17 protein-coding genes and 1 tRNA gene are annotated in these 22464 nt (G+C 67.7%); 13 read left to right on the forward strand and 5 right to left on the reverse strand.

Features of this window, described 5'->3' with window-relative positions; translation table 11 throughout:
- The first annotated feature begins 13 nt into the window (after positions 1–13).
- Both pta and FVA74_RS03370 read left to right on the forward strand, forming a co-directional pair.
- Positions 14–2128: a phosphate acetyltransferase gene (gene pta / locus FVA74_RS03365; RefSeq protein ID WP_147720361.1), complete on the forward strand. Its 2115-nt coding sequence runs from the start codon at positions 14–16 to the stop codon at positions 2126–2128.
- Positions 2125–3252 carry an acetate/propionate family kinase gene (locus FVA74_RS03370; RefSeq protein WP_147720362.1) on the forward strand — a complete coding sequence of 376 codons (1128 nt, stop codon included), beginning with the start codon at positions 2125–2127 and terminating at the stop codon, positions 3250–3252. Before pta ends, FVA74_RS03370 begins: the two co-directional genes overlap by 4 nt.
- A 121-nt stretch (positions 3253–3373) precedes the next feature.
- On the opposite strand, the gene FVA74_RS03375 is transcribed toward FVA74_RS03370, so the two are convergent.
- Complete coding sequence (locus FVA74_RS03375; protein ID WP_147720363.1) at positions 3374–3667, reverse strand: hypothetical protein; 294 nt, start codon at positions 3665–3667, stop codon at positions 3374–3376.
- Positions 3668–4510: 843 nt separating this feature from the next.
- Between FVA74_RS03375 and FVA74_RS03380 the strand changes: the two genes are divergently transcribed.
- From FVA74_RS03380 to FVA74_RS03420, 9 genes are all read left to right on the forward strand, one after another.
- Positions 4511–6943, forward strand: a complete 2433-nt coding sequence (locus FVA74_RS03380; RefSeq protein WP_147720364.1) for a DNA polymerase III subunit gamma and tau — start codon at positions 4511–4513, stop codon at positions 6941–6943.
- A 1-nt stretch (position 6944) separates the two neighbouring features.
- Positions 6945–7544 carry a recombination mediator RecR gene (gene recR / locus FVA74_RS03385; RefSeq protein WP_147720365.1) on the forward strand — a complete coding sequence of 200 codons (600 nt, stop codon included), beginning with the start codon at positions 6945–6947 and terminating at the stop codon, positions 7542–7544.
- A gap of 84 nt (positions 7545–7628) precedes the next feature.
- On the forward strand, positions 7629–8894 hold the full coding sequence (locus FVA74_RS03390; RefSeq protein ID WP_147720366.1) for an aspartate kinase: 1266 nt from the start codon (positions 7629–7631) through the stop codon (positions 8892–8894).
- The gene (locus FVA74_RS03395) at positions 8891–9952 is read left to right on the forward strand and encodes an aspartate-semialdehyde dehydrogenase (protein ID WP_147720367.1); all 1062 of its coding nucleotides are present in this window, start codon (positions 8891–8893) and stop codon (positions 9950–9952) included. Before FVA74_RS03390 ends, FVA74_RS03395 begins: the two co-directional genes overlap by 4 nt.
- A 56-nt stretch (positions 9953–10008) precedes the next feature.
- A complete protein-coding gene (locus FVA74_RS03400) occupies positions 10009–11499 on the forward strand; it encodes a malate:quinone oxidoreductase (RefSeq protein WP_147720368.1) in 1491 nt (496 codons plus the stop codon).
- Positions 11500–11689: 190 nt separating this feature from the next.
- Positions 11690–12934 (forward strand): sensor histidine kinase, encoded by a 1245-nt coding sequence (locus FVA74_RS03405; protein WP_147720369.1) that lies wholly within the window; start codon positions 11690–11692, stop codon positions 12932–12934.
- Positions 12931–14103 carry a hypothetical protein gene (locus tag FVA74_RS03410; protein WP_147720370.1) on the forward strand — a complete coding sequence of 391 codons (1173 nt, stop codon included), beginning with the start codon at positions 12931–12933 and terminating at the stop codon, positions 14101–14103. Before FVA74_RS03405 ends, FVA74_RS03410 begins: the two co-directional genes overlap by 4 nt.
- Complete coding sequence (locus FVA74_RS03415) at positions 14090–14797, forward strand: response regulator (RefSeq protein ID WP_147720371.1); 708 nt, start codon at positions 14090–14092, stop codon at positions 14795–14797. Before FVA74_RS03410 ends, FVA74_RS03415 begins: the two co-directional genes overlap by 14 nt.
- On the forward strand, positions 14797–15516 hold the full coding sequence (locus FVA74_RS03420; RefSeq protein ID WP_147720372.1) for a thymidine kinase: 720 nt from the start codon (positions 14797–14799) through the stop codon (positions 15514–15516). Before FVA74_RS03415 ends, FVA74_RS03420 begins: the two co-directional genes overlap by 1 nt.
- A gap of 56 nt (positions 15517–15572) precedes the next feature.
- Here FVA74_RS03420 and FVA74_RS03425 read toward each other — a convergent pair.
- From FVA74_RS03425 to FVA74_RS03435, 3 genes are all read right to left on the reverse strand, one after another.
- A tRNA-Pro gene (locus FVA74_RS03425) sits at positions 15573–15646 on the reverse strand.
- A gap of 36 nt (positions 15647–15682) precedes the next feature.
- Complete coding sequence (locus FVA74_RS03430) at positions 15683–16648, reverse strand: metallophosphoesterase (protein WP_147723040.1); 966 nt, start codon at positions 16646–16648, stop codon at positions 15683–15685.
- Positions 16649–16650: 2 nt separating this feature from the next.
- Positions 16651–19182, reverse strand: coding sequence for a transglycosylase domain-containing protein (locus FVA74_RS03435; RefSeq protein WP_147720373.1), 2532 nt, complete (start codon positions 19180–19182; stop codon positions 16651–16653).
- Between the two features lie 51 nt (positions 19183–19233).
- Between FVA74_RS03435 and FVA74_RS13545 the strand changes: the two genes are divergently transcribed.
- Together FVA74_RS13545 and FVA74_RS03440 are read left to right on the forward strand one after the other, a co-directional pair.
- Entirely contained in the window at positions 19234–19395 is a 162-nt protein-coding gene (locus FVA74_RS13545) for a DUF4177 domain-containing protein (RefSeq protein WP_222705957.1), read from the forward strand.
- Between the two features lie 2 nt (positions 19396–19397).
- Complete coding sequence (locus tag FVA74_RS03440) at positions 19398–19856, forward strand: RidA family protein (protein WP_147720374.1); 459 nt, start codon at positions 19398–19400, stop codon at positions 19854–19856.
- Positions 19857–19957: 101 nt separating this feature from the next.
- Here the strand turns inward: FVA74_RS03440 and acs are convergent, their stop codons facing one another.
- A complete protein-coding gene (gene acs / locus FVA74_RS03445) occupies positions 19958–21952 on the reverse strand; it encodes an acetate--CoA ligase (protein ID WP_370454487.1) in 1995 nt (664 codons plus the stop codon).
- Positions 21953–22464: the final 512 nt, after the last annotated feature.

Consider the following 22464-nt stretch of genomic DNA (forward strand, 5'->3'; position numbering starts at 1 on the left):
GTAGGGTGTGATGGTGGCTCGAAACATCTACATCACGTCCGTTGAAGGACACGCAGGCAAGTCGACCATTGCACTCGGACTGCTTGACACCCTCACCCACGAGGCATCGCGAGTGGGCGTGTTTCGCCCGGTGGCCCGCTCTGTCGACGAGCGCGACTACGTGCTCGAGCTGCTCCTCGGTCACGGCGGGGTCGACCTCGACTACGAGGAGTGCGTCGGCGTCACCTACGATGACGTGCACGCCGACCCGGATGCCGCTCTCTCGAGCATCGTTGAACGCTTCAAAGCGGTCGAGGCCCAGTGTGACGTCGTCGTCGTGCTCGGCTCCGACTACACGGATGTCGGCAGCCCCACCGAACTCTCCTACAACGCCCGCATCGCGGTGAATCTCGGTGCGCCGGTGCTCCTCGTGCTCGGCGGGCAGTCCTCCGAGACTGGCGCGCGCAGCGGCGACGAACTCGCCCAGGTGTTCGGCCTCGCGATGCAGGAGCTCGAGTCCTCCCATGCCCAGCTGCTCGGCGTCGTCGCCAACCGTGCCGAGCCTTCGCTGCAGGAGGATATCCGCGCCGCGCTTGCCGAAGCATCCGGTGACGTGCCCGTCTGGGTCATCCCTGAAGACCCATTCCTCATCGCGCCAACGATGGCGCACCTCCTCGAGGCAGTCGACGGAACGCTCATCAAGGGCGACCCGGCGCTGCTCCAAAGGGAAGCCCTCGGCGTCGTCATGACGGGCATGTCGATGGAGAACTGCCTCACGCGCCTCATCGAGGGCGCTGTGGTCGTTGTCGCCGGTGACCGCTCCGACGTGCTTCTCGGAATGCTCATGGCGCACACCTCCGACACCTTCCCCTCGCTCGCAGGCATCATCCTCAACGGTGGCTTCGACCTCCTCCCGCAGATCGAGCGCCTCATCGACGGTCTTGCGCCGACACTTCCCATCGTCCGCACCGAGTTCGGCACCTACGAAACCGCCCAGCGTGTCACCCGCACCCGAGGACGCATGGCGGCCGATTCTCCCCGCAAGTCTGAGACGGCGATCGCGCTCTTCGAGGAGCACGTGGACGCTGGCGAGCTCCTGACGCGCATCCAGGTCTCTCGATCCGAGACGATTACGCCTCTCATGTTCGAGTACGACCTGCTCTCCCGGGCTCGGCACCTTGCCCGCCATATCGTGCTGCCGGAGGGGAACGACGACCGCATCCTCCAGGCGGCGGGCACCCTCCTGCGGCGTAATGTCGCCAAGCTCACGATCCTCGGCGACGAGGCAGAGGTGCGCGCGCGGGCGGCCGGCCTTGGCCTCGACCTCGCGGATGCGAGCATCCTGAGCCCCTTCGAGCCGGAGCTGCGGCAGCGCTTCGCCGAGGAGTACGCCCGCCTCCGCGCCCACAAAGGCATGACGGTCGACGTCGCGAGGGAGAGGGTGACGGATGTCTCGTACTTCGGCACCATGATGGTGCACCTCGGCCTCGCCGACGGCATGGTCTCCGGCGCCGCCCACACGACCGCGCACACCATCCGGCCGGGCCTCGAGGTCATCAAGACCAGGCCAGACACCTCGGTCGTCTCAAGCATCTTCCTCATGTGCCTCGAGGACCGTGTGTTGGCCTACGGTGACTGCGCCGTGATCCCAGACCCGGATGCAGGCCAGCTCGCCGACATCGCCATCTCCTCCGCCGAGACCGCCCAGCAGTTCGGCATCGACCCGCGCGTCGCGATGCTCTCCTACTCGACGGGAGAATCAGGCGGCGGTGCCGACGTCGAGAAAGTGCGCGAGGCCACCGCCCTCGTCCGCGGGCGACGCCCCGACCTGCCCGTCGCCGGGCCCATCCAATACGACGCCGCAGTGGATGCCGCCGTCGGCAGGTCCAAGATGCCCGATTCAGATGTCGCGGGGCGAGCCACCGTCTTTGTGTTCCCCGACCTCAACACCGGCAACAACACCTACAAGGCGGTGCAGCGCAGTGCCGGGGCCGTCGCGATCGGCCCCGTCCTTCAGGGCCTCAACAAACCCATCAACGACCTCTCGAGGGGGGCCCTCGTGCAAGACATCGTCAACACGGTCGCAATCACGGCCATCCAGGCGGCCTCGCCGCTTGGGCCTGTCGGCACGGAGGAGTCCCGCGCGTGAGCCTTGTCTTCGTCGTCAACTCCGGTTCCTCGTCGATCAAGTACCAGCTCATCGACCTCGACTCAGATGAGTCCCTTGTCGGCGGGCTCATTGAACGCATCGGCGAGGTTGGGTCCCCCATCCCCGACCACGAGTTCGGCATGAGCATCGTGCTGGCGAAGCTCGGCGACCGCGGCGATGACATCGTCGCGGTCGGGCACCGGGTCGTGCACGGCGGGCCGAACTTCAGCTCAGCGACCCTCATCGATGACGCGGTCGAGGAGGAGATCGACCAGCTCTCGGTGCTCGCGCCGCTGCACAACCCGGGCAGCGTGCGCGGAATCCGGGCCGCTCGTGCCGCCCTGCCGAGCGTTCCCCACGTCGCAGTCTTCGACACCGCCTTCCACTCGACGCTCCCGCCGGAGGCATACACCTACGCGATCGACACCGGCGTCGCCAGCGAGTACAAGATTCGTCGCTACGGTTTCCACGGCACGTCGCACCAGTACGTGTCGCGCCGGGCCGCCGAGTTCCTGGGGCGTTCACTCGAGTCGCTCCGCACGATCGTGCTCCACCTCGGCAATGGAGCATCCGTCACAGCGGTCAACGGTGGCCGATCGGTCGATACGTCCATGGGGCTCACCCCGCTCGAGGGCCTCGTCATGGGCACCCGCTCTGGCGACATCGACGCGGGCGTCGTCTTCCACCTCGCCCGCGAGGCCGGCCTCTCGATCGACGAGATCGACGTGCTGCTCAACCGCCGCAGCGGCCTGCTCGGCCTCACCGGCACGGGAGACATGCGCGACGTGCAGGTGGCCGCCTCGGGCGGCGACGAGGTCGCTTCGGCCGCCCTCGCAGTCTGGCGCCACCGCATCCGTCACTACATCGGCGCCTACGTGGCCGGCCTCGGTGGCCTCGATGCCCTCGTCTTCACGGCGGGAATCGGCGAGAACAACGCGCTGCTGCGCCGCCGTGCGCTCGCTGGGCTCGAGTTCCTCGGCATCCATGTCGACGACGACCGCAATGAACTCCAGTCGCGCGCAGAGCGGTACATCTCGCCTGAGGGCGCCCCTGTCGCGGTGCTCGTGATCCCCACCAACGAGGAACTCGAGATCGCCCGCCAAGCGGCGGCACTCGTGGCCTGACGCCCACCGCAACTTCGGAGATTCGGCGACACGCCGTGCGAATCGCCGGTGGTCTCCCGCGTGTCGCCAAACCTCCGTACTTCGGGTAGCGGATGTCGCGGCTCGCGCCACTGGCACGTCGTCACCGTCCCCGCATCCGTCGCAGTGCCTTCGCATCCGACACCGCGCGCTCGATCGCGGCGAGGGTGTGGGGCCAGGTCTCGAAGATGTGTGCGGCGCGCAACCGCAACACGTGCCTGCCGAGTGACTCAGACTGAATATCGCGGTCTCGGTCGAGCGCGAAGCGGTCTTCCCCGTGCCATCGGCGACCATCGATCTCGAGTCCCACACAGTCTTCGACCACAAGATCCTGGTGGCCGAGTCCGGGGACGTGCCCCTGCGGCTCAACACTGAAGCCGACGTGGTGCAGTCGCAACCGAACGACAGTCTCGTTACCTGAGCCACTTGAGAAGTGCAGTTCGTCAGTCTCGCGCTGCACTCTCCGTGGGGCATCGCGAAAGAATTTCCTGATGGCGGCGTGCGAGAGCAAGCCCTCATGGCCTGCTGACTCCAGCGCAGCGACCGCGTTCTCGGAATCGAGACAGTGCATCGCCAGCCGAAGTGCTTCCGAGGGTCCGGCTTCCACGAGACTGGCCAATCCGAAGCGCGGTTCGACCCAGTGGAGGTGCACGTCTGGGCCGCGTTTGGCGGCACTTCCCGGCAGGACCTGGACATGAACGCGTTGGTCGTGCCCAGCCCATACCCGCGCCCGTCGCAGCACGGTGACGCAGGTGATTGCACCGCCGAGCTCTGCGGCCCGGCGGATGTCGGAGTCAACGTGAGCGCATGCGTACAGGCCCCGACGCGGTCGAGTTACTCGTCCTTCTGCGACGCCACGGCGGAGTTGCCACGCGGTGACGCCATTCGCGTACAGGGTACTCGTCGTCGCTACGTGTCCCAGTCTGCAGAGAAGAGTCGGCATGGTGCGATGTTCGGGAGAAGGAGGAACACGGGAGCGGAGATTCTGAACTGTCGGGCGATTCGCGCTCGGGTGTCGCTTGGGGAGGAGGGACGGGGGCCTGGCCAGCACCGCAACCTCGGAGATCCGGCGCCACGCCGCCGCATTCACGACGTTTTCGCGCGGCATGTCGCCAAATCTCCGCAGTTCGGGTGGCAGCATGTGCCGACGCGCGATGCGTGACGGCGGAGCGTGCGGTCGTCGCCTCGACCGCGCGACTCCCGGCGTCCGCTGTCGGTGGCCCCGACTACGATTGAGCCCGTGGTTACCGCCCTTTATCGCCGCTACCGGCCCGAGACCTTTGCCGAGCTCATCGGGCAGTCGCAGGTGACCGATCCGCTCGCGACCGCGTTGCGCACCGATCGGGTCAACCACGCCTACCTCTTCAGCGGTCCGAGGGGCTGCGGCAAAACGACATCCGCCCGCATCCTGGCGCGCTGCCTCAACTGTGCCGAGGGTCCCACCGACACGCCCTGCGGCGTGTGCCCCAGCTGTGTCGAGTTGAGCCGCGACGGGGGCGGCTCCCTCGATGTCGTCGAGATCGACGCCGCCAGTCACAACGGTGTCGACGACGCGCGCGACCTTCGCGAGCGGGCGGTCTTCGCTCCCGCGCGTGACCGCTTCAAGATCTTCATCCTCGATGAGGCCCACATGGTCACGCCGCAGGGCTTCAACGCGCTCCTCAAGATCGTCGAAGAACCGCCGGAGCACATCAAGTTCATCTTCGCGACGACCGAGCCAGACAAGGTCATCGGCACGATCCGCTCGCGCACGCACCACTATCCGTTCCGCCTGGTGCCGCCCGCCCAGATGCTCGACTACGTGGGTCACCTCTGCGAGAGCGAGGGCGTCGCGGTCGAGGCGGGTGTGCTTCCCCTCGTCGTGCGGGCCGGTGGTGGCTCTGTGCGTGACACGCTGTCCCTGCTCGACCAGCTCATTGCCGGCTCGGAGGGCGACACGGTCGTCTACGAGCGAGCCGTCGCGCTCCTCGGCTACACCCACGGCGCACTGCTGGGCGAAGTCATCGATGCCCTCGGCGCGAAGGATGCCTCGGCGGCGTTTGAGACGGTCGATCGCGTCATCCAGACGGGGCAAGACCCGCGCCGCTTCGTCGAAGACCTGCTCGAGAAGCTCCGCGACCTGATCGTCGTGAGCGCCTTCCCGCTCGGCAACCACCAGGGCGCCGCAGCCGTACTGCGGGGCGTGCAGCCCGACGAGCTCGACCACATGGCGCAGCAGGCGGCCCGCTTCGGCCAGGCCGAGCTGAGCCGCACGGCAGACATCGTCGCCTCCGCACTCACCGAGATGACGGGCGCCACCTCACCGCGACTGCACCTCGAACTCATGGTCGCGCGCGTGCTGGTGCCGGCATCCGACGACACCGAGCGCGGAGCGCTTGCCCGCGTCGAGCGTCTCGAGCGCCGGGTCGGGGTGGCGGCGGATGTCGCGCCGGCCGCGCAGTCGCAGGCGAGCGTCTCGGCCGAGATACACTCGCGCGTCGCGCCCGCTCCCGCGTCGATCCCGGCAGCGTCCCGCGCGGCATCCGCCTCTCCCGCCGAGCCTGCGCCGACCCCGCCCGCTGCCGCCCGGCCCTCCGCCGCCCAGCCCGCCAGCGAGGAGCGCCCTGCCCCCGCAGTCGAGCCCGCCGCGACGAGAGGCCCCGCGAGTCCTGCCGCGACAGGCCCTGCCGTGACAGGCACTCCCGCCGGGCCCACGGTGGAACGCGGCGCCGAAGCCGCGCCAGCAGAGAGCGCCACGCCGTCCGAGCAGGTTCCCCCGCCCCAGCAGCCGGTCGGCCCCGTCACCGTGCAGCAGGTGCGGGATGCCTGGCCGCAGATCCTCGACGCGGTGCAGCAGGCCAAGCGCACCGCGTGGATGGTGCTGTTCACGGCGCAGGTGCGTGAGCTGCGCGACGGAGACGTGCTCGTGCTCGAGTTCCCGAGCCAGAAAGACGTCGAGTCGCTCAAGGCGCAGTCCGCGCCGGGGGAGGGCGTCGGCGACTACCTCAAGCGCGGTGTCGCATCCGTGCTCGGCATCACCCCGAAGCTCATCGCCCGCGTGGCCGCCACGGGGGCAGCCGCCGCGCCGTCCTCCGCCGCGCCCACCTCGGGAGCGCGGGCACAGGGACGCCCTCCGCAGTCCCCGTCGAGCGCACCGTCCCGGCAGGCTCCCTCGGCCAGGTCCAGCGCGCCGGCCCAGCGAAATGACGGCGGGTCTTCGGAGGTGGCACCCAGCGCGACCGTCTCCGACTGGGCGACCGTCGCGATCCCCGGTGCCGAGACTGGTGCGCCGGTGGAGCCGTCCGCAACAGGCTCAGCACCCGCATCCCCTGGCGGCGCGCGGGTGAGCGCAGCGCCTGACAGCCGCGCTGCGGCCGATGCCAGCCGTGACGACGAGCCGCCGTTCGATGATGAGCCGCCCTTCGACCCCGACTATGACAGGGTGCCGCCGCCCGGCGAGCCCGGTGCGCCCTCCGGAGCACGCCGCCCGTCCTCGCAGGGGGCATCCGGTGGCCAGCAGAGGCCGGCCAAAGCGCCGAACAGCGGGCGCCCGCAGGCGAGTGCGCCGGCGCGGCAGGGCGCTCCCCACAACGGCCCGCAGAAGTACGGCGAGGCCGTCGTGCGGCAGGTGCTCGGTGCGACCTTCATCGAAGAGCAGCCCCACACTCCGCGCGTGACCCCAGGGATGAACTGACATGTATGAGGGAATCGTCCAAGAGCTGATCGACGAGTTCGGTCGCCTGCCGGGAATCGGGCCGAAGTCCGCCCAGCGCATCGCGTTCCACATCCTCCAGACGGAGTCGTACGACGCCGGCCGCCTGGCCGAACTCCTCACGATCGTGCGCGAGAAGGTGCGCTTCTGCGACATCTGCGGCAATGTGACGGAGCACGAGACGTGCAGCATCTGCCGTGACCCGCGCCGCTCCCAGGCCACCATCTGCGTCGTCGAGGAGGCGAAGGATGTCGTGGCGATCGAGCGCACGCGCGAGTTCCGCGGCCTCTACCACGTGCTTGGCGGTGCGATCAGCCCGATCGACGGCGTCGGGCCAGACGACCTGCGCATTCGCCAGCTGATGCAGCGGCTCGCCGACGGCACCGTCACGGAGGTCATCATCGCGACCGACCCGAACCTCGAGGGCGAGGCGACGGCCACCTACCTCTCCCGGCTCCTCAACCAGCCGGGACTCTCCGTCTCGCGCCTCGCCTCGGGCCTTCCCGTCGGGGGAGACCTCGAATATGCCGACGAGGTAACCCTCGGGCGTGCCTTTGAGGGGCGCCGCCTGGTCGAGAACTAGGCGTCGGAGCAACCACTACACTTGGGTGCTTGGTGCTTCACCCCGATTGCACCCACCCCCCTCACGACCCCGGGAGATTTTCGCGTGGCCCTGATTGTGCAGAAGTACGGCGGCTCATCCGTTGCGGATGCCGAGGGCATCAAGCGTGTTGCGTCCCGCATCGTCGCCACCCGCCGCGCGGGCAACGACGTCGTCGTGGTCGTCTCGGCGATGGGTGACACGACCGATGAGCTCCTCGACCTCTCCGCGGCAGTGTCGGAGGCCCCGGCCGGACGCGAGCTCGACATGCTCCTGACGGCGGGGGAGCGCATTTCAATGGCGCTCCTCGCGATGGCGATCCGCGACCTCGGCGAGGAGGCGCGTTCCTACACGGGCAGCCAGGCCGGCATGATCACCGACGAGAAGCACGGCGCGGCTCGCATCGTCGAGGTCTCCCCTCGCCGCGTGCAAGACGCCCTCGACCACGGCTACATCGCGATCGTCGCGGGCTTCCAGGGCTTCAACCGCGACTCGGGCGACATCACGACCCTCGGTCGCGGCGGCTCGGACACGACGGCGGTCGCCCTCGCGGCGGCCCTCAACGCCGAGGTCTGTGAGATCTACACCGACGTCGACGGCGTCTTCACGACCGACCCCCGCATGGTTCCCGCCGCGCACAAGATCGACCGCATCACCACGGAGGAGATGCTCGAGCTCGCGGCCGCGGGGGCGAAGGTTCTTTATATCCGCGCAGTGGAATATGCGCGCAGGCACGGCGTCACCCTGCACGTCCGTTCCTCGTTCAGTGACAAGCCCGGCACCATCGTGGTGAATTCAACAGAGGGAGAGACCGTGGAAGAACCGATCATCACGGGCATCGCTGCCGACCTCAGCGAAGACAAGATCACGGTCGCGGGAGTTCCGGATGTCCCGGGCACCGCCGCGCGCATCTTCACGATCGCGGCCAGCGCGGGCGCCAACATTGACCTCATCGTGCAGAACTCCTCCACGGTCGACACGGGTCTCGCCGACATCTCCTTCACACTCCCAAAGTCGCAGGTTGCCGCGACCCTCGAGGCTCTCGAGGCGGGCCGCAGCGAGGTCGGCTTCGCGGGCCTGCAGCACGACGCCGGTATCGGCAAGATTGCAGTCGTCGGCACCGGCATGCGCACCAACACGGGCGTCTCGGCCAAGCTTTTCGCCGCACTCTCCGAGGCGGGGATCAACATTGAGATGATCTCGACGAGCGAAATCCGTATCAGCGTCGTCACCCGCGCGGAGATCGTGCCCGACGCCGTTCGCATCATCCACACTGCTTTCGACCTTGATGCCGAGGGCGAAGCAATCGTCTACGGAGGCACCGGCCGATGAGCACTGCAGCAGGAATCAACATCGGCGTCGTCGGTGCCACCGGCCAGGTCGGCACGGTTGTGCGTCGCCTCCTGGAGGAGCGCGACTTCCCAGTCGCGAGCATCCGTTTCTTCGCCTCCGCACGTTCGGCAGGCACAACGCTGTCGTTCAAGGGCGAGGACATCGTGGTGGAAGATGCCGCGACGGCCGACCCCTCCGGCCTTGATGTCGCGATCTTCTCGGCGGGCGCAACGCTCTCCAAGGCGCAGGCCCCGCGCTTCGCTGCCGCGGGCGTGACGGTCGTCGACAACTCCTCCGGCTGGCGCCTCGACCCCGAGGTCCCGCTCGTCGTGAGTGAGGTCAACCCGCACGCGATCGACCAGGCGGCCAAGGGCATCATCGCGAACCCGAACTGCACGACCATGGCCGCCATGCCCGTGCTCAAGGTCCTGCACGAGGAGGCCGGGCTCGAGCGCCTCATCGTCAGCACCTACCAGGCCGTCTCCGGCGCAGGGCTCAAGGGCGGCACCGAGCTGCTCGAGCAGACCCGCGCCGCGGTCGAGCAAGACGCCATGGGCCTTGTCAACGACGGTTCCGCCGTCACGATGCCGGCGCCCAGTGCCTTCCCGAAGAACATCGCCTTCGACGTCATCCCCCTCGCAGGCAGCATCGTCGATGACGGCCTTCACGAGACCGACGAGGAGAAGAAGCTCCGCAACGAGAGCCGCAAGATCCTCGAACTGCCAGAGCTCCTCGTGAGCGGCACCTGCGTGCGCGTGCCCGTCTTCACAGGCCACTCCTTGTCGATCAACGCCGAGTTCTCTCGCGCTATCAGCCCTGAGCGGGCGCGTGAACTGCTGGCGGATGCCCCTGGCGTCGAGCTTTCCGACGTGCCGACCCCGCTCGAGGCCGCTGGCAAGGACCCGAGCTTCGTGGGACGCATCCGTCAGGACGAGGGCGTGCCCGGTGGTCGCGGCCTCGCACTGTTCATCAGCAACGACAACCTCCGCAAGGGAGCGGCGCTCAACGCGGTGCAGATCGCGGAGCTCGTTGCCGCCCGCAGGCTCGCGGCAGCGTGAGCACGGGCGGTGGTGGTGGAGATTTGACGTCCTCAGCGAGTCGTAAACTGGAGGGTGTGAGTGCCTCCGCAGATTCCGCCACCCAGCCCTTAGACGTCGCCCTGATCGGCGGTGGCATCATGAGCGCCACCCTCGGTGCGCTGATCAAGCAGCTCCAGCCGGACTGGTCGATCGAGATCTTCGAGAGCCTCTCCGAGACGGCGCTCGAGAGCTCCAACCCGTGGAACAACGCTGGCACGGGCCACGCGGCCTTCTGCGAGCTGAACTACGGCAAGGAGCAGGCTGACGGCACCTTCGAGATCCAAACGGCCGTCACGGTCAACGAGCAGTTCCAGGTGTCGCGCCAGTTCTGGTCGTTCATGGTGCGGGAGGGTTCGCTGCCTGACCCGAAGTCGTTCATCAACCCCGTGCCACACATCAGCTTCGTGTGGGGCGAGGAGAACGTCGACTACCTGCGCCGCCGCTTCGACGCACTCAAGGCCAACCCCCTTTTCGGCGACATGGAGTTCACGGATGACCCTGCCGTCATCCGCTCCTGGGCGCCGCTCCTCCTTCCGGGCCGGGCGAAGTCGCAGCCGATCGCGGCGACTCGTGTCGTCGGCGGTACGGATGTCGACTTCGGCGCCCTGACTCGCGCGCTGCTCTCCTACCTGACCGACAACGGCGCGAAGCTGACCCTGGAACGCAAGGTCACGGGCCTCAAGCGCGGTCGCGATGGCTCGTGGACCATTCGTTCGCGCCACACGGTCGGCGGCACTCCCGCCGTGACCCGTGCGCGTTTCGTCTTCGTCGGTGCCGGCGGTGGCGCACTCTCGCTCCTGCAGAAGTCGGGCATCAAGGAGATCAAGGGCTACGGTGGTTTCCCCATCAGCGGCCAGTTCCTCCGCACTGACAACCCAGCCCTCGTCGCCCGCCATACGGCGAAGGTCTACGGCAAGGCGGCGGTGGGCGCACCTCCCATGTCGGTTCCCCACCTCGACACGCGTGTTGTCGACGGCAAGGGCAGCCTGATGTTCGGCCCCTACGCCGGCTTCTCGCCCAAGTTCCTGAAGACGGGCTCGTGGTTCGATCTTCCCTTCTCGCTGCGCCCGAGCAACATCATCCCCATGCTCGCGGTCGCGAAAGACAACTTCGACCTCGTGAAGTACCTCGTGACGGAGCTGCTCGCATCCCGGGCCAAGAAGCTCGATTCGCTCCGCCAGTTCATGCCGGAGGCGAAGGACGGGGACTGGGAACTCATCACGGCCGGCCAGCGCGTCCAAGTCATGAAGAAGGATGCCAAGAAGGGCGGCGTGCTCCAGTTCGGCACCGAGGTCGTGGCGGCGGAAGATGGCTCGATCGCGGGGCTCCTGGGCGCTTCCCCCGGCGCGTCGACGGCCGTGCCGATCATGATCTCGCTGCTCGAGCGCTGCTTCCCCGACCGTTTTGAGGCATGGAAGCCGTCGATCGCCCAGATGGTGCCGAGCCTCGGGCGTCGTCTCTCGGAGGACCCGGAACTCGCGCAGCAGATGATCGAGTCGACCTCGCGCGATTTGTCGCTCACCTAACACTGAGCGGGCTTCGAAACGACCGGGGCACAGGGGTCGCGACAACACAATGGAGACCCCGTTCTCCCCCCCCCCCCCGCTAAACGGGGTACAGCGCAGGTGGCGTATGCTGCCATACTCGGACCACTGAGCAGTGGGAGGGATGATCGCTGTGACCATGGGCTTACCTGCGCACGTGGCGCCTCGCGCCATGAGCCTTGCCCTGTCACGCGCGGCCCACGGCATGTCGCTCGCGGTGCTCTGCTGCGGTCTCGTTGTCGCCCTCGGCTTCGCTGCCGCCTATCCCGACCGCGTCCTGTGGCCCGCCCTCCTCGCGCTCGCGGTGATGTTCCCCATGGTCTGGTTCGTGCAGCGTCACCACACCCTGCGTGCGGGCGTTGCCTACCTCGCGATCGGTGCCGGGGCCACCTATGTGCACACGATCACCTACGCCCTCGCGGTGCCGCACGTGCTCGACGAGGTCACCCTCTGGCTTGCCCCGCCAAAGATCGTGCTCGTGCTGGTCGCGGCCGGAGGCGTCGGGCTCGGGCGCGCGGTCGCCTGGCTGCTCGCCGGCTACGTTGTCGCGGAGGTTTCGGCGTCCCTTGCCCTCGTGCTCGCGGGCGTGCGCTACGTCTTCGACCTCTTGACCCTCGCCCTCCTGCTGGAGGCGATCGGCGTGTGCCTGCTTGCCTTCCTCTCGGTGCGGGGCGCAGTCCGCGCGCATCCACGCCTGCAGCACGCCGCCCGCGAGGAGTTGCTTGGTGACCTGCGGTCACGCATGGAGGTGCGCGCCGCCGCACTCATGCACGACACCATCCTGAGCCACCTCGCCGCGATCGCCTCCTCCTCCGGTGACGAGCTCGATGACAAACAGAAGGAGCAGATCGAACGCGACCTGCAGATCCTTTCCGGCCAGGAGTGGGTCAATTCGGCCCCGGATGCCGCGGCCGCGGCGGACTCGCTGGACCGAGCATCTCCTCTGCGTGATGCCATCGCGCAGGTGCGGGACGAGGGGCTCGAGGTGACCGGCACGGGCGACTTCGGCTCCGTGCTGCGCCTGAGTCCGGATCAGGCGCAGGCGCTCGGTCTCGCCGCCAAGCAGTGCCTCGTTAACGTCATCAAGCACTCCGGGGTCACGACGGCGGAGGTGGCCGTGTACTCCTCGGACGAGGAGGTGTCGGTCATGATCATCGACGCGGGGCGTGGCTTCTCCGAGGCATCCGTCGGCTCTGACCGGCTTGGACTGCGGGCCTCTGTCCAGAGCCGCATCGAGTCGGTGGGCGGCCTCGTGCAGGTGTGGTCGACGCCCGGCGCAGGCACCTCGGTACTGATCCAGTTCCCCGTGGGGGAGACGACCCGGACGCCGCCCCAGACGGGTGCCGGCCGACTCGTGTCCGGCCCACTTCCCACCATCACCCTGGACGACCGAGGCGACACTGGACCGGCGTCGTGAGGCCCCCGGAGCGCACGCGGCAGGAACTCGACCCGGTCGGCGCGTTTGCGTCGAGGGCGATCACGATCGGGAGCGCCCTCGTCGCCTTCGCCTTCGCCGCAGCCATGGTCGTCAGCTACATCGACTGGATCAAGAACCCTGCGCTCGCCCTCATGGGCCTCCTGGCGCTTGGCGTCGCGAGCATCATCGTCACGTCGGCGACCGACCCCTACCGCGGCCCATTCCACCGCGGGCTGCATGGCTGGGTCGTTACCCTGTCGGTCCTCGCGGGCGCACTGATCACGGCCGGGGCCTGGGACACGAATGCGCTCTTCGCGCTCGGCTGGGTCGGCCCGGCCAGCCTTGGCCTCTATTCGATCGGCATGGCCGCCTACCGCCCCGTACGGGAGATCGTGGCCTACGGGGCACTCGCGAGCGTCTTCATGGGCTTCACCTCGATGCTGCAGGTGCAGGCGAACCCGCTGCCGGACGTTCCCGATGCGGCGGTGGTCGGCATCCACCTGCTCCCCTCGCTCGCGCTCAACTTCAGTGCGGCGGCGTTCACGCACAGCATCATCCAGTCGATCGAGCGGATGCGCGCCGAGGCCCGGATGGCCGAGCGACTCTCGGCAGAGCAGGAGACCGGGGTCGCCCGCTCCGTGCAGCAGGACCGGGTCACGATCCTCAATCGTGAGGTGGTGCCCTTCTTCACCGAGGTGCTCGGCGGCAGGGAGATCACGCCAGACGTGCGCGAGCATGCGCGCTCGATCGCTGATGCCATCCGGGCGGTCATGGTGGCAGAGGTGGATCGCACCTGGCTGGAGAACCTCGTCGAACACCTGCGGGCGCGGGCACGCAGGCATGGCGAGGCGCCCGATGGCACTCGTGTCGTGTTCGACGACGATAATGTCGCGAACCTCATGACGTACGACCAGCGCACCGCCCTGCGGGCCCTCCTCGTGGCGATCTTCGACCTGACGGATGACCGCCCGCAGAACCTCGAGATCGTCCTCGCTCGCGTGGGGGAGCGCTGCCAGGGTTTCGTCGCCGTCGACATCGACATGGTGGATCCGCTCGTGAAATCCAAGTTCGGGCCGTACCTCGCCGTCATGCGGGTCGTGTTCCGACGCCTGCGCGCCGAGCACCTGCAATCGGTGCTGACAGTAAGATTCTCCTATGACCAGCGATAGCCAAGGGGGGTCGGACGTCGCGGGCGAGGTTGCCCCACGTCCGCAGGCAGACGGGCGACGCATCCGACTCGCGTTGCTCGACGACCATGAGGTGCTGCTCGACAGCCTGTCGAGCTGGATCAGCACGAACGCGACGGACTTCGAACTCGTCCTCAGCGCGCACACGTGGCTTGAGCTCGTGCACAGCGAGAACTTTCCCACCGACCTTGTCTTCCTCGACTTCCAGCTGAAGGAGTCGGTGTCGATCGAGGCCCGCGTGCGCACCTGCCGTGCGGCGGGCGCGAAGGTGATCGTGCTCACGAGCCTTGACACCCGTGATGCCCGCGATCGCGCCCTCAGCGCGGGAGCTGCGGCGTTCCTCTCGAAGTCACTGCCCATGAACGAGGTGATGGATGTCGCGCGCCGCGTCATGGGTCTCGACCGCGGTGTCGTGCAGCAGCAGAGTTGGCGACCGCTCCCGACGGGCGCGATCAACCAGGCACGGCCCAAGCTGAGCCAGGGCGAGATCGACGCACTCAAGCTCTATGTGACGGGCCACAGCACGACCGAGGTCGCCCGCCAGATGAACGTGCAGTACGAGACGGCTAAGACCTACCTGCGGCGCGTGCGTGAGAAGTACGCCAAGGTCAACCGGCCGGCGAGCAAGAAGGCGGAACTCATCCGCCGCGCAGCAGAGGACGGGTTCCTGCAGTAATGGCCAAGCTCTATTTCCGGTATGGCGCCATGAACAGTGGCAAGAGCACGGCCCTCCTCCAGGCCGCCTACAACTATGAGGAGCGCGGGCAGGAGGTGCTGCTCGCGAAGCCCCAGGTCGACACGAAGGGCGACGACCAGATCGTCTCGCGCCTCGGGGTAACGCGCACAGTCGACTTCGTCATCGAGCCTCGCGACGATGCCTACAGCGTCTTCGAGGAGGAGCGCGCGAAGGTACGCTCGCGCACTGGCGTCGACGTGAGCTGCCTGCTGGTCGACGAGGCCCAGTTCCTCACCGAGCGACAGGTCGACGACCTCCTGCGCATCGCGATCCTGGAGAACGTGCCTGTGCTGGCCTACGGCATCCGCACCGACTTCCAGACGGTTGCCTTCCCGGGCAGCCGTCGCCTGCTCGAGGTTGCGCATTCCCTGGAGGAACTCAAGACCATCTGCCGCTGCGGCCGCAAGGCGGTCTTCAACGCGCGCAAGGTCGGCGACACCTTCACCTTCGCCGGAGACCAGGTCGCGATCGATCAGTCGATGGATGCTGCGAGCCCAGGCGCTGGCAGCACGCTCGGTGCGACGGGGCGCTTCAACGTCAGCTACGAGTCCCTCTGCGGCGAGTGCTACCTGCAGGAGAGCGGCGGCACCCTCAGCAGCGGACGCGAACCCCTCGTGGACTTCGTCTACGACTCCGCGCCAGACCCGGACTTCACCTAGGCCACGGACGCAGAAACAGAAGACCCCCTCGCATGCGCGAGGGGGTCTTCTCTATGTCGGGGTAACAGGATTTGAACCTGCGACCTCTTCGTCCCGAACGAAGCGCGCTACCAAGCTGCGCCATACCCCGATCCGTCACCGCGAGCATCCGCTCACGGGCAACTCATCAAGAATAGCCGATATCTGAGCCGACGAGTGTCACGAGCACGGCCTCCGGTGGGCACGCGAAGCGCACGGGGGCGAAGATCGAGGTGCCGAGCCCGGCCGAGACCTCGAGGAAGGCCGTACCGAGGGCGTGGTGCCACAAGCTGACGCCGCTCGCCTTGTCGCGTGGCAGGTCGCAGTTGGTCACGAGGGCACCGACGCCCGGCACACAGACCTGGCCGCCGTGCGTGTGGCCCGCGAAGATGACCTCGGCCCCGTGGGTCACGAAGGAGTCGAGCACCCGCTGGTAGGGGGCGTGCGTGACGCCGATCATGACGGCCTGGCGGTCGGCGGGGCCGTCGTCGGGCTCCACCTGTTCGCGCAGTTCGTCGATCGCGCCGGGGAGCACGTCGAGCCGGTCCCAGTTGCGGTGCGCATCCGCCGTGCCGATGAGCTCGAGCGGCGAGGAGCGCACGGTCATCAAGTGGGCGGCGTTGTTGAGGTCGACCCAGCCGAGTGACGCGAAGAACTCCTCGAGGGCACCCGTGTCGAGCCGCTCCGCGGCGACCGACTTGCCCGAGGGGCCCGTGAGGTAGCTCAGCGGATTCTTGCCCGTCGGGCCGAAGTAGTCGTTGGAGCCGTGCACGAAAACGCCCGGGACATCCTTGAACGGAGCAAGGGCGTAGCGCACGCCCTCGATGCCGTCACGGTGTCCCAGGTTGTCACCCGTGTTGATCACGAGGTCGGGTGCGAGGTCCGCGAGGCTCCGCACCCATTCCTGCTTCTCGCGCTGCCAGGGCGCCATGTGCAGGTCGCTGATGTGCAGCACGCGGATCGGGTCGGCGCCCGCGTCGAGCACGGGCAGCGTCTCGCGGCGCACGCGATAGTTGCGGCGTTCGACGAGCGAGCCCCACGCGAGGGCGCCCGCCCCGAGAGCGGTCGCTGTCGCCAGTGCGGCACCGATCGCGCGCCCGGGGGAGCGGGACATCATCAGCACTTCAAGCGTGAGACGGACAGCGTGATGGTGGCCCCGGGGAAGATCTCCCCGCCGGCGGCAGGATCGGATGCCGTCACCTTGCCGATGGCATCGCTGTCAGGGTCCGCGTTCTCGGGGAGCACCTTGCAGTCCTCGACCAGAGTGTATCCGCGGCCGATCTCCGATTTGGCGTCGCCGAGTGACTTGCCGATCACGTTCGGCATCTCCGCGGCGTTGTCGAGGCTGCCGTAGACGGTCACGGTCGTACCTCGGGGCACGGTCGCGCCCGATGCCGGTTCGACGGATGCGATGCGTCCGGCCTCGACCGAGGAGCTCACCTCGCCGCCGTAGGCGTAGGTGAAGCCGAGGCTCTCGATGAGCGCCTTGGCCTGCTCCTGCGTCTGGCCGACCACGTTGGGCACGACGGCGCCACGGCCGTTGAGCAGCGTGGCGGGCGGATCCGCCAACGCTCCGCCCCCGAATTGGCCGTTGAGTGCTGCCATGACGGGGCGGAAGATGCGGTGTCGTGCCTGCGCGCCGTTGCCGCCGGGCAGGTAGATGCGGTTCATGTTGGTCGAGCCGTTGATGTTGCCCACCCACACCGCGAGCGCGTTGGTCGTGCTCGTGCCGATCATCCAGGTGTCTTCCGAGTTGTCGGTCGTTCCCGTCTTACCAGCGATCTCGATGCCGTCGCGGGTGTTCGAGGCGGTGCCGGTGCCGCTCGTGAGGACGCGCTTGAGGGCGTATGCCATGGCAGCCGAGACCTCGGGACTCACCGCCTGCGAACACTCGCGCGCCTGGCCACCGAGCTCGGTGCCGTCCGCTGCGACGATGTTGTCGATCGCGGTGGGCTTGCAGTACAGGCCGCCCGCGCCGACGGCAGCGATTGCCGCGGCCATCGTGAGCGGCGCCATCTCATTGGTGCCGAGTACCGTCGCGGGGTTGTACTGCAGGTCGGTGCCGTCGGCGCGGTGGGCGCCGAGCGCCGCCGCGGTGTCGCGGATGGAGCAGAGGTCGAGCTTCTGCGCCATCGTGACGTAGGAAATGTTGTAGGAGTTGATGGTCGACTGCAGCACCGTCGTGGACGAGGAGCCGCCCGCACCGCCGTAGTTCGGCGGGGTCCACGGGGGGCCGCCGAGACCGGCGTCGCCACAGGAGTCAGTGAACGAACCCATGGGGAACGGACGCTTCGCGCCGTTGACGACCTCGTTGAGGCCGTGGCCGGCGTTAAGCCAGGCTGCGAGCGTGAAGATCTTGTAGGTCGATCCGGTCTGGAAGCCGCTCGAGCCGCCGTAGGGGCGGTCGGTGCTGAAGTTCACGGCTGTGAAGGCGGGGCCTTGCCCCGCCTCAGTGTTGTCGAAGTACTTGTTCTGCACCATGACGCGGATGCGGCCGGTGCCCGGTTCGACCACATTGGCGACCGCGCCGAGCTCCATCCTGGCCTCCTCAGCGGGGGCCTCGGCCGCCACGACGGCCTGCGCGTGGTTCTGCTGGTTCAGCTGGAGTGAGGTGTAGACGGAGTAGCCGCCGCGGTCCCAGTTCGCTTGACGCTCCTCGGCGCTCGCGCCCAGCATCTCGAGCTCTGGCACGAGCTTGGTGATGTAGTCGCAGAAGTAGGGCGCGCTGGTCGCGTACATGCAGCCGTTCTGCGGCGCGCTGTAGGCAACCTCGACCGGTGTCGCGAGAGCCGCGTCGTGCTCTTCTTGCGTGATCGAGCCGAGTTCGAGCATGTTGCCGAGGATGAAGTCTCGACGCTGCTTGTTCGCCTCGAGGTTGTCCTCCCAAATGAGGCTGTGCGAAGCCGGAGTCTGCACGATCGCGATCAGGCTGGCCGCCTGCGCAAGCGTCACGTCCGAGGCCGGCACCGAGAAGAACTGCTTGGCTGCGGACTGCACACCGTAGGTGCTGCCACCGAAACCCGCGATGTTGAGGTAGGCGAGCATGATCTCGTCTTTGCTGTACTTCTTCTCGAGGCCGATCGCGAGCTTCGCCTCCTGCAGCTTGCGCTCGATCGTCTGCTCTTCTGCCTCGGCACGCTTCGCCTTCTGCAGGGCCTCCGAGGGCTCTTCGAGGGCGGCCTGGATGCGGATGTTCTTGACCAGCTGCATCGTCAGGGTCGAAGCGCCACTGCCGATCTCACCGCCTGCCACGTTCCCGACGGCCGCACGCACGACGGATGCCACGTCGACGCCACCGTGCTCATAGAAGCGGCGGTCCTCACCAGCGACCACCGCATCCTTCAGGTACTGCGAAACCTGGTCCCACTCGACCTCTTCGCGGTTCTGCTTGTAGATCTGCGCTACCGGCACGGGGGTGACCCCGTCGTCGCCAAGGCCATAGATGGTGTTCTTGGTCGCGAGCTGATTGATCTCGAGATATTCGGGAAGACTATTGAAGATGTCGATGGAGGCCTTCGCTGTCATACCGGTGACCGCGAGGGCCGGCGTGACGAGGGCCGTGACGAGCACTCCGGCAAGGGCACCGAGGCCGACGAGCCCGGCGAGGGCGCCGAGGACGCCGGTGGGCTTCGAATTTTGGGCAGACATACGCCCTAGAGTAAAGGATCGGAACACCGACGAAGCTGAATGGACGGCGACATGCAAACGTGGGAGTACATGACCACGCCCCTGATGATCCACACGACGGCCGCGATCCTCAATAACTGGGGCTCAGAGGGATGGGAACTCGTGCAGGTCGTCACGGGCCCCGAGGGCGGCCTCGTCGCCTACCTCAAGCGCCCCGTGGCGTCGGAGGCATGAGCATGAGCATCGAGAAGCGCATGGCTGAGCTCGGCCTCGAACTGCCCGCTGTCGCCAAGCCCGTCGCGGCCTACGTGCCCGCGGTCGTCACCGGCAACCACGTCTACACCTCCGGCCAGCTGCCCTTCGTCGACGGCGCACTCCCCGCGACCGGCAAGGTCGGAGACTCCGTGACCGCCGAGGAGGCCGCAGGGTATGCGCGGCAGTGCGCCCTCAATGCGCTCGCGGCCGCGGCATCCGTCATCGGCTCGCTCGACCGCGTCACGCGCGTCGTCAAGGTCGTCGGATTCGTCGCATCGGATGCCTCGTTCACGGGCCAGCCCGCGGTCATCAACGGCGCCAGCGAACTGCTCGGCGAGGTCTTCGGCGAGATCGGCCAGCACGCGCGCAGCGCGGTCGGCGTGGCGGTCCTGCCCCTCGACTCGCCCGTCGAGGTCGAGCTCGTCCTCGAGTTCGCCTAGGCCGCGAGGCACGAGGGCCCAGCCGGGTTGAGTAGCGCGGTTCGCGCAATCGCTGGCGCGATCGCCAACGAGCGAACCGCGCTACTCAACCCACGGCAGTACTACTTCTTCGTAGCGCCGCTCAGCCGGTCGCTGATCGCCTGCATGACGTGCGTGTCGGCGAGTGTTGTCGTGTCGCCCACCTGACGACCTTCGGCCACGTCGCGCAGCAGCCGCCGCATGATCTTGCCGGAGCGGGTCTTTGGCAGCTCTGTGACGACGAAGATCTCCCGAGGGCGGGCGATCGCCCCGATCTGCTCGGCGACGTGGGCTCGAAGGATCGCGCTCGCCTCATCGGCGGTCTGGGCATCCTCCTGGTCTGAGCGCAGGATCACGAACGCCACGATCGCCTGACCGGTCGTCTCGTCGGACGCGCCGACGACCGCGGACTCCGCGACGATCGGATGTGACACGAGGGCCGACTCAATCTCCGCCGTCGAGAGCCGGTGGCCCGAGACATTCATGACATCGTCGACGCGGCCGAGCAGCCAGATGTCGCCGTCCTCGTCGAGGCGGGCGCCGTCGCCGGCGAAGTACATGCGGCGGTTCTCGGCACCCGGCACGTCGAACTTCTCCCAGTAGGTCTCGATGAAGCGCTCGGGATCACCCCAGATGCCGCGGAGCATCGACGGCCACGGCTTGGTCACGACGAGGAGCCCGCCGTTGCCGTTGCCGACGTGCTTACCCGCGTCGTTGAGTACGTCGACGCTGATGCCGGGCATGGGCACCTGCGCCGAGCCGGGCTTGGCCTCCGTGATGCCGGGGAGGGCGGAGATCATGATCGCGCCCGTCTCGGTCTGCCACCACGTGTCGACGATGGGGGCGCTGCCGCCGCCGATGACGTCTCGATACCAGATCCAGGCCTCGGGGTTGATCGGTTCGCCGACGGAACCGAGCAGGCGGATGCTCGAGAGGTCGTGCTTGTCGGGCACGCGCCGCCCGATCTTCATGAAGGAGCGGATGGCCGTGGGTGCCGTGTAGAAGATGCTCACCTTGTACTTCTCGATGAGCTCCCACCAGCGGCCCGGGTGCGGGGTGTCAGGCGTGCCCTCGTAGAGCACCTGCGTGGCGCCGTTGGCGAGTGGCCCGTAGACGACGTAGCTGTGGCCCGTGACCCAGCCGATGTCTGCCGTGCACCAGTAGACATCCGTCTCGGGCTTGAAATCGAAGACGTACTTGTGGGTGAAAGCGGCCTGCGTCAGGTAGCCGCCGCTCGTGTGCAGGATGCCTTTGGGCTTCCCCGTCGTTCCTGAGGTGTAGAGGATGTAGAGCGGATGCTCGGCATCGAAGGCCTCTGGCGTGTGCTCCAGCGCGGCCTTCTCGATCTGTTCATGCCACCAGAGGTCGCGGCCGTCGTTCCATTCGATTTCGTTCTCGCCGCGGCGCACCACGAGCACGTGCTTGACCGAATGTGTGCCCTCCTTGGCGAGCGCCTCGTCGACGGTCGGCTTGAGGGGCGAGACGCGCCCCTTGCGCCAGCCGCCATCGGCCGTGATGACGAGCTTGGCGTCGGCGTCGTCGACGCGGGAACGGATGCTGTCAGCACTGAATCCGCCGAAGATGACGGAGTGCACGGCGCCGATCCGGGCGACCGCGAGCATCGAGACGACCGCCTCGGGGATCATCGGCATGTAGATCGCGACCCGGTCACCCGAGCGGATGCCCAGCTCGGTGAGCATGTTCGCCGCCTTCTTGACCTCCGCGGTCAGCTCCGCGTAGGTGATCGTGCGGCTGTCGCCCGGCTCGCCCTCCCAGTGGAACGCGACGCGCTCGCCGAGCCCCGCCTCGACGTGGCGGTCGAGGCAGTTGTAGGCGACGTTCAGGCGGCCATCGGCGAACCAGCGGGCGAAGGGCGCGTTGTCCCAGTCGAGCGTGCGCGTGAAGTCCTTCTCCCAGTGCAGCATGGTGCGTGCCTGCTCGGCCCAGAAGGCCTCGGGATCTTCCCGGCCGGCGTCGTAGAGCGAGGGGGAGGCGACGGATGCAGCGGCAAATTCCTCGCTCGGAGGGAAGCGCCTGGTCTCGTGCTGCAGGTTGTCGATGTAGTCGCTGATGGTCATTCTCGGCGCTCCTTTGCGTAAGACAGACAGGCAGTTAGCGGAGTGATTCTCGCATGCCGCTTTGAGACTAACCCGCAATGAAAGTTCCTGTTGTGTTCCCCTGGCTCTGGGGTACACTGGGAGCACCGGATGTGAATTCGGCTTGCGGCGCATTCTAGTGATTCCCCCCAATCACGCGTCGCTGTGGCGGCGCCAGTTCCCCCCAACAGGCGCCGCCCCTCTCTTTTTAACGCGGCAGTTCCCGTTGCTCGGGCATGGCGCCCGCGCCTGCCTGTTGTGGGTGCGGCGGCTGGGCCTGTCATTTGAGTCGATATCTCGCGTGTCGTGACGGACGCTCAGAATGGGGTACGGGCGTGCCCCCCATTCGCGGGACGAGTGCGAGCGGCATCCCCGCCGTTCTTGGGGACCCAGCGCGGCGCTGTACCCCGAGACGTTCGCCCCTCGAATGGGCCGTGCGCGGATCGGGGGACGACCACCTTTTTCGCGCCCACCGACGGGTCGCGAGTTCCCCT

Source organism: Salinibacterium sp. dk2585 (genome assembly GCF_008001035.1).
Taxonomy (GTDB): Bacteria; Actinomycetota; Actinomycetes; order Actinomycetales; family Microbacteriaceae; genus Homoserinimonas.

Coding starts and splice junctions, on each gene's coding strand:
- acs (WP_370454487.1), bottom strand. CDS start 21,952: ATGACCATCAGCGACTACATCGACAACCTGCAGCACGAGACCAGGCGC.
- FVA74_RS03435 (WP_147720373.1), bottom strand. CDS start 19,182: ATGTCTGCCCAAAATTCGAAGCCCACCGGCGTCCTCGGCGCCCTCGCC.
- FVA74_RS03405 (WP_147720369.1), top strand. CDS start 11,690: ATGAGCCTTGCCCTGTCACGCGCGGCCCACGGCATGTCGCTCGCGGTG.
- FVA74_RS03420 (WP_147720372.1), top strand. CDS start 14,797: ATGGCCAAGCTCTATTTCCGGTATGGCGCCATGAACAGTGGCAAGAGC.
- recR (WP_147720365.1), top strand. CDS start 6,945: ATGTATGAGGGAATCGTCCAAGAGCTGATCGACGAGTTCGGTCGCCTG.
- FVA74_RS03415 (WP_147720371.1), top strand. CDS start 14,090: ATGACCAGCGATAGCCAAGGGGGGTCGGACGTCGCGGGCGAGGTTGCC.
- FVA74_RS13545 (WP_222705957.1), top strand. CDS start 19,234: ATGCAAACGTGGGAGTACATGACCACGCCCCTGATGATCCACACGACG.
- FVA74_RS03395 (WP_147720367.1), top strand. CDS start 8,891: ATGAGCACTGCAGCAGGAATCAACATCGGCGTCGTCGGTGCCACCGGC.
- FVA74_RS03440 (WP_147720374.1), top strand. CDS start 19,398: ATGAGCATCGAGAAGCGCATGGCTGAGCTCGGCCTCGAACTGCCCGCT.
- FVA74_RS03430 (WP_147723040.1), bottom strand. CDS start 16,648: ATGTCCCGCTCCCCCGGGCGCGCGATCGGTGCCGCACTGGCGACAGCG.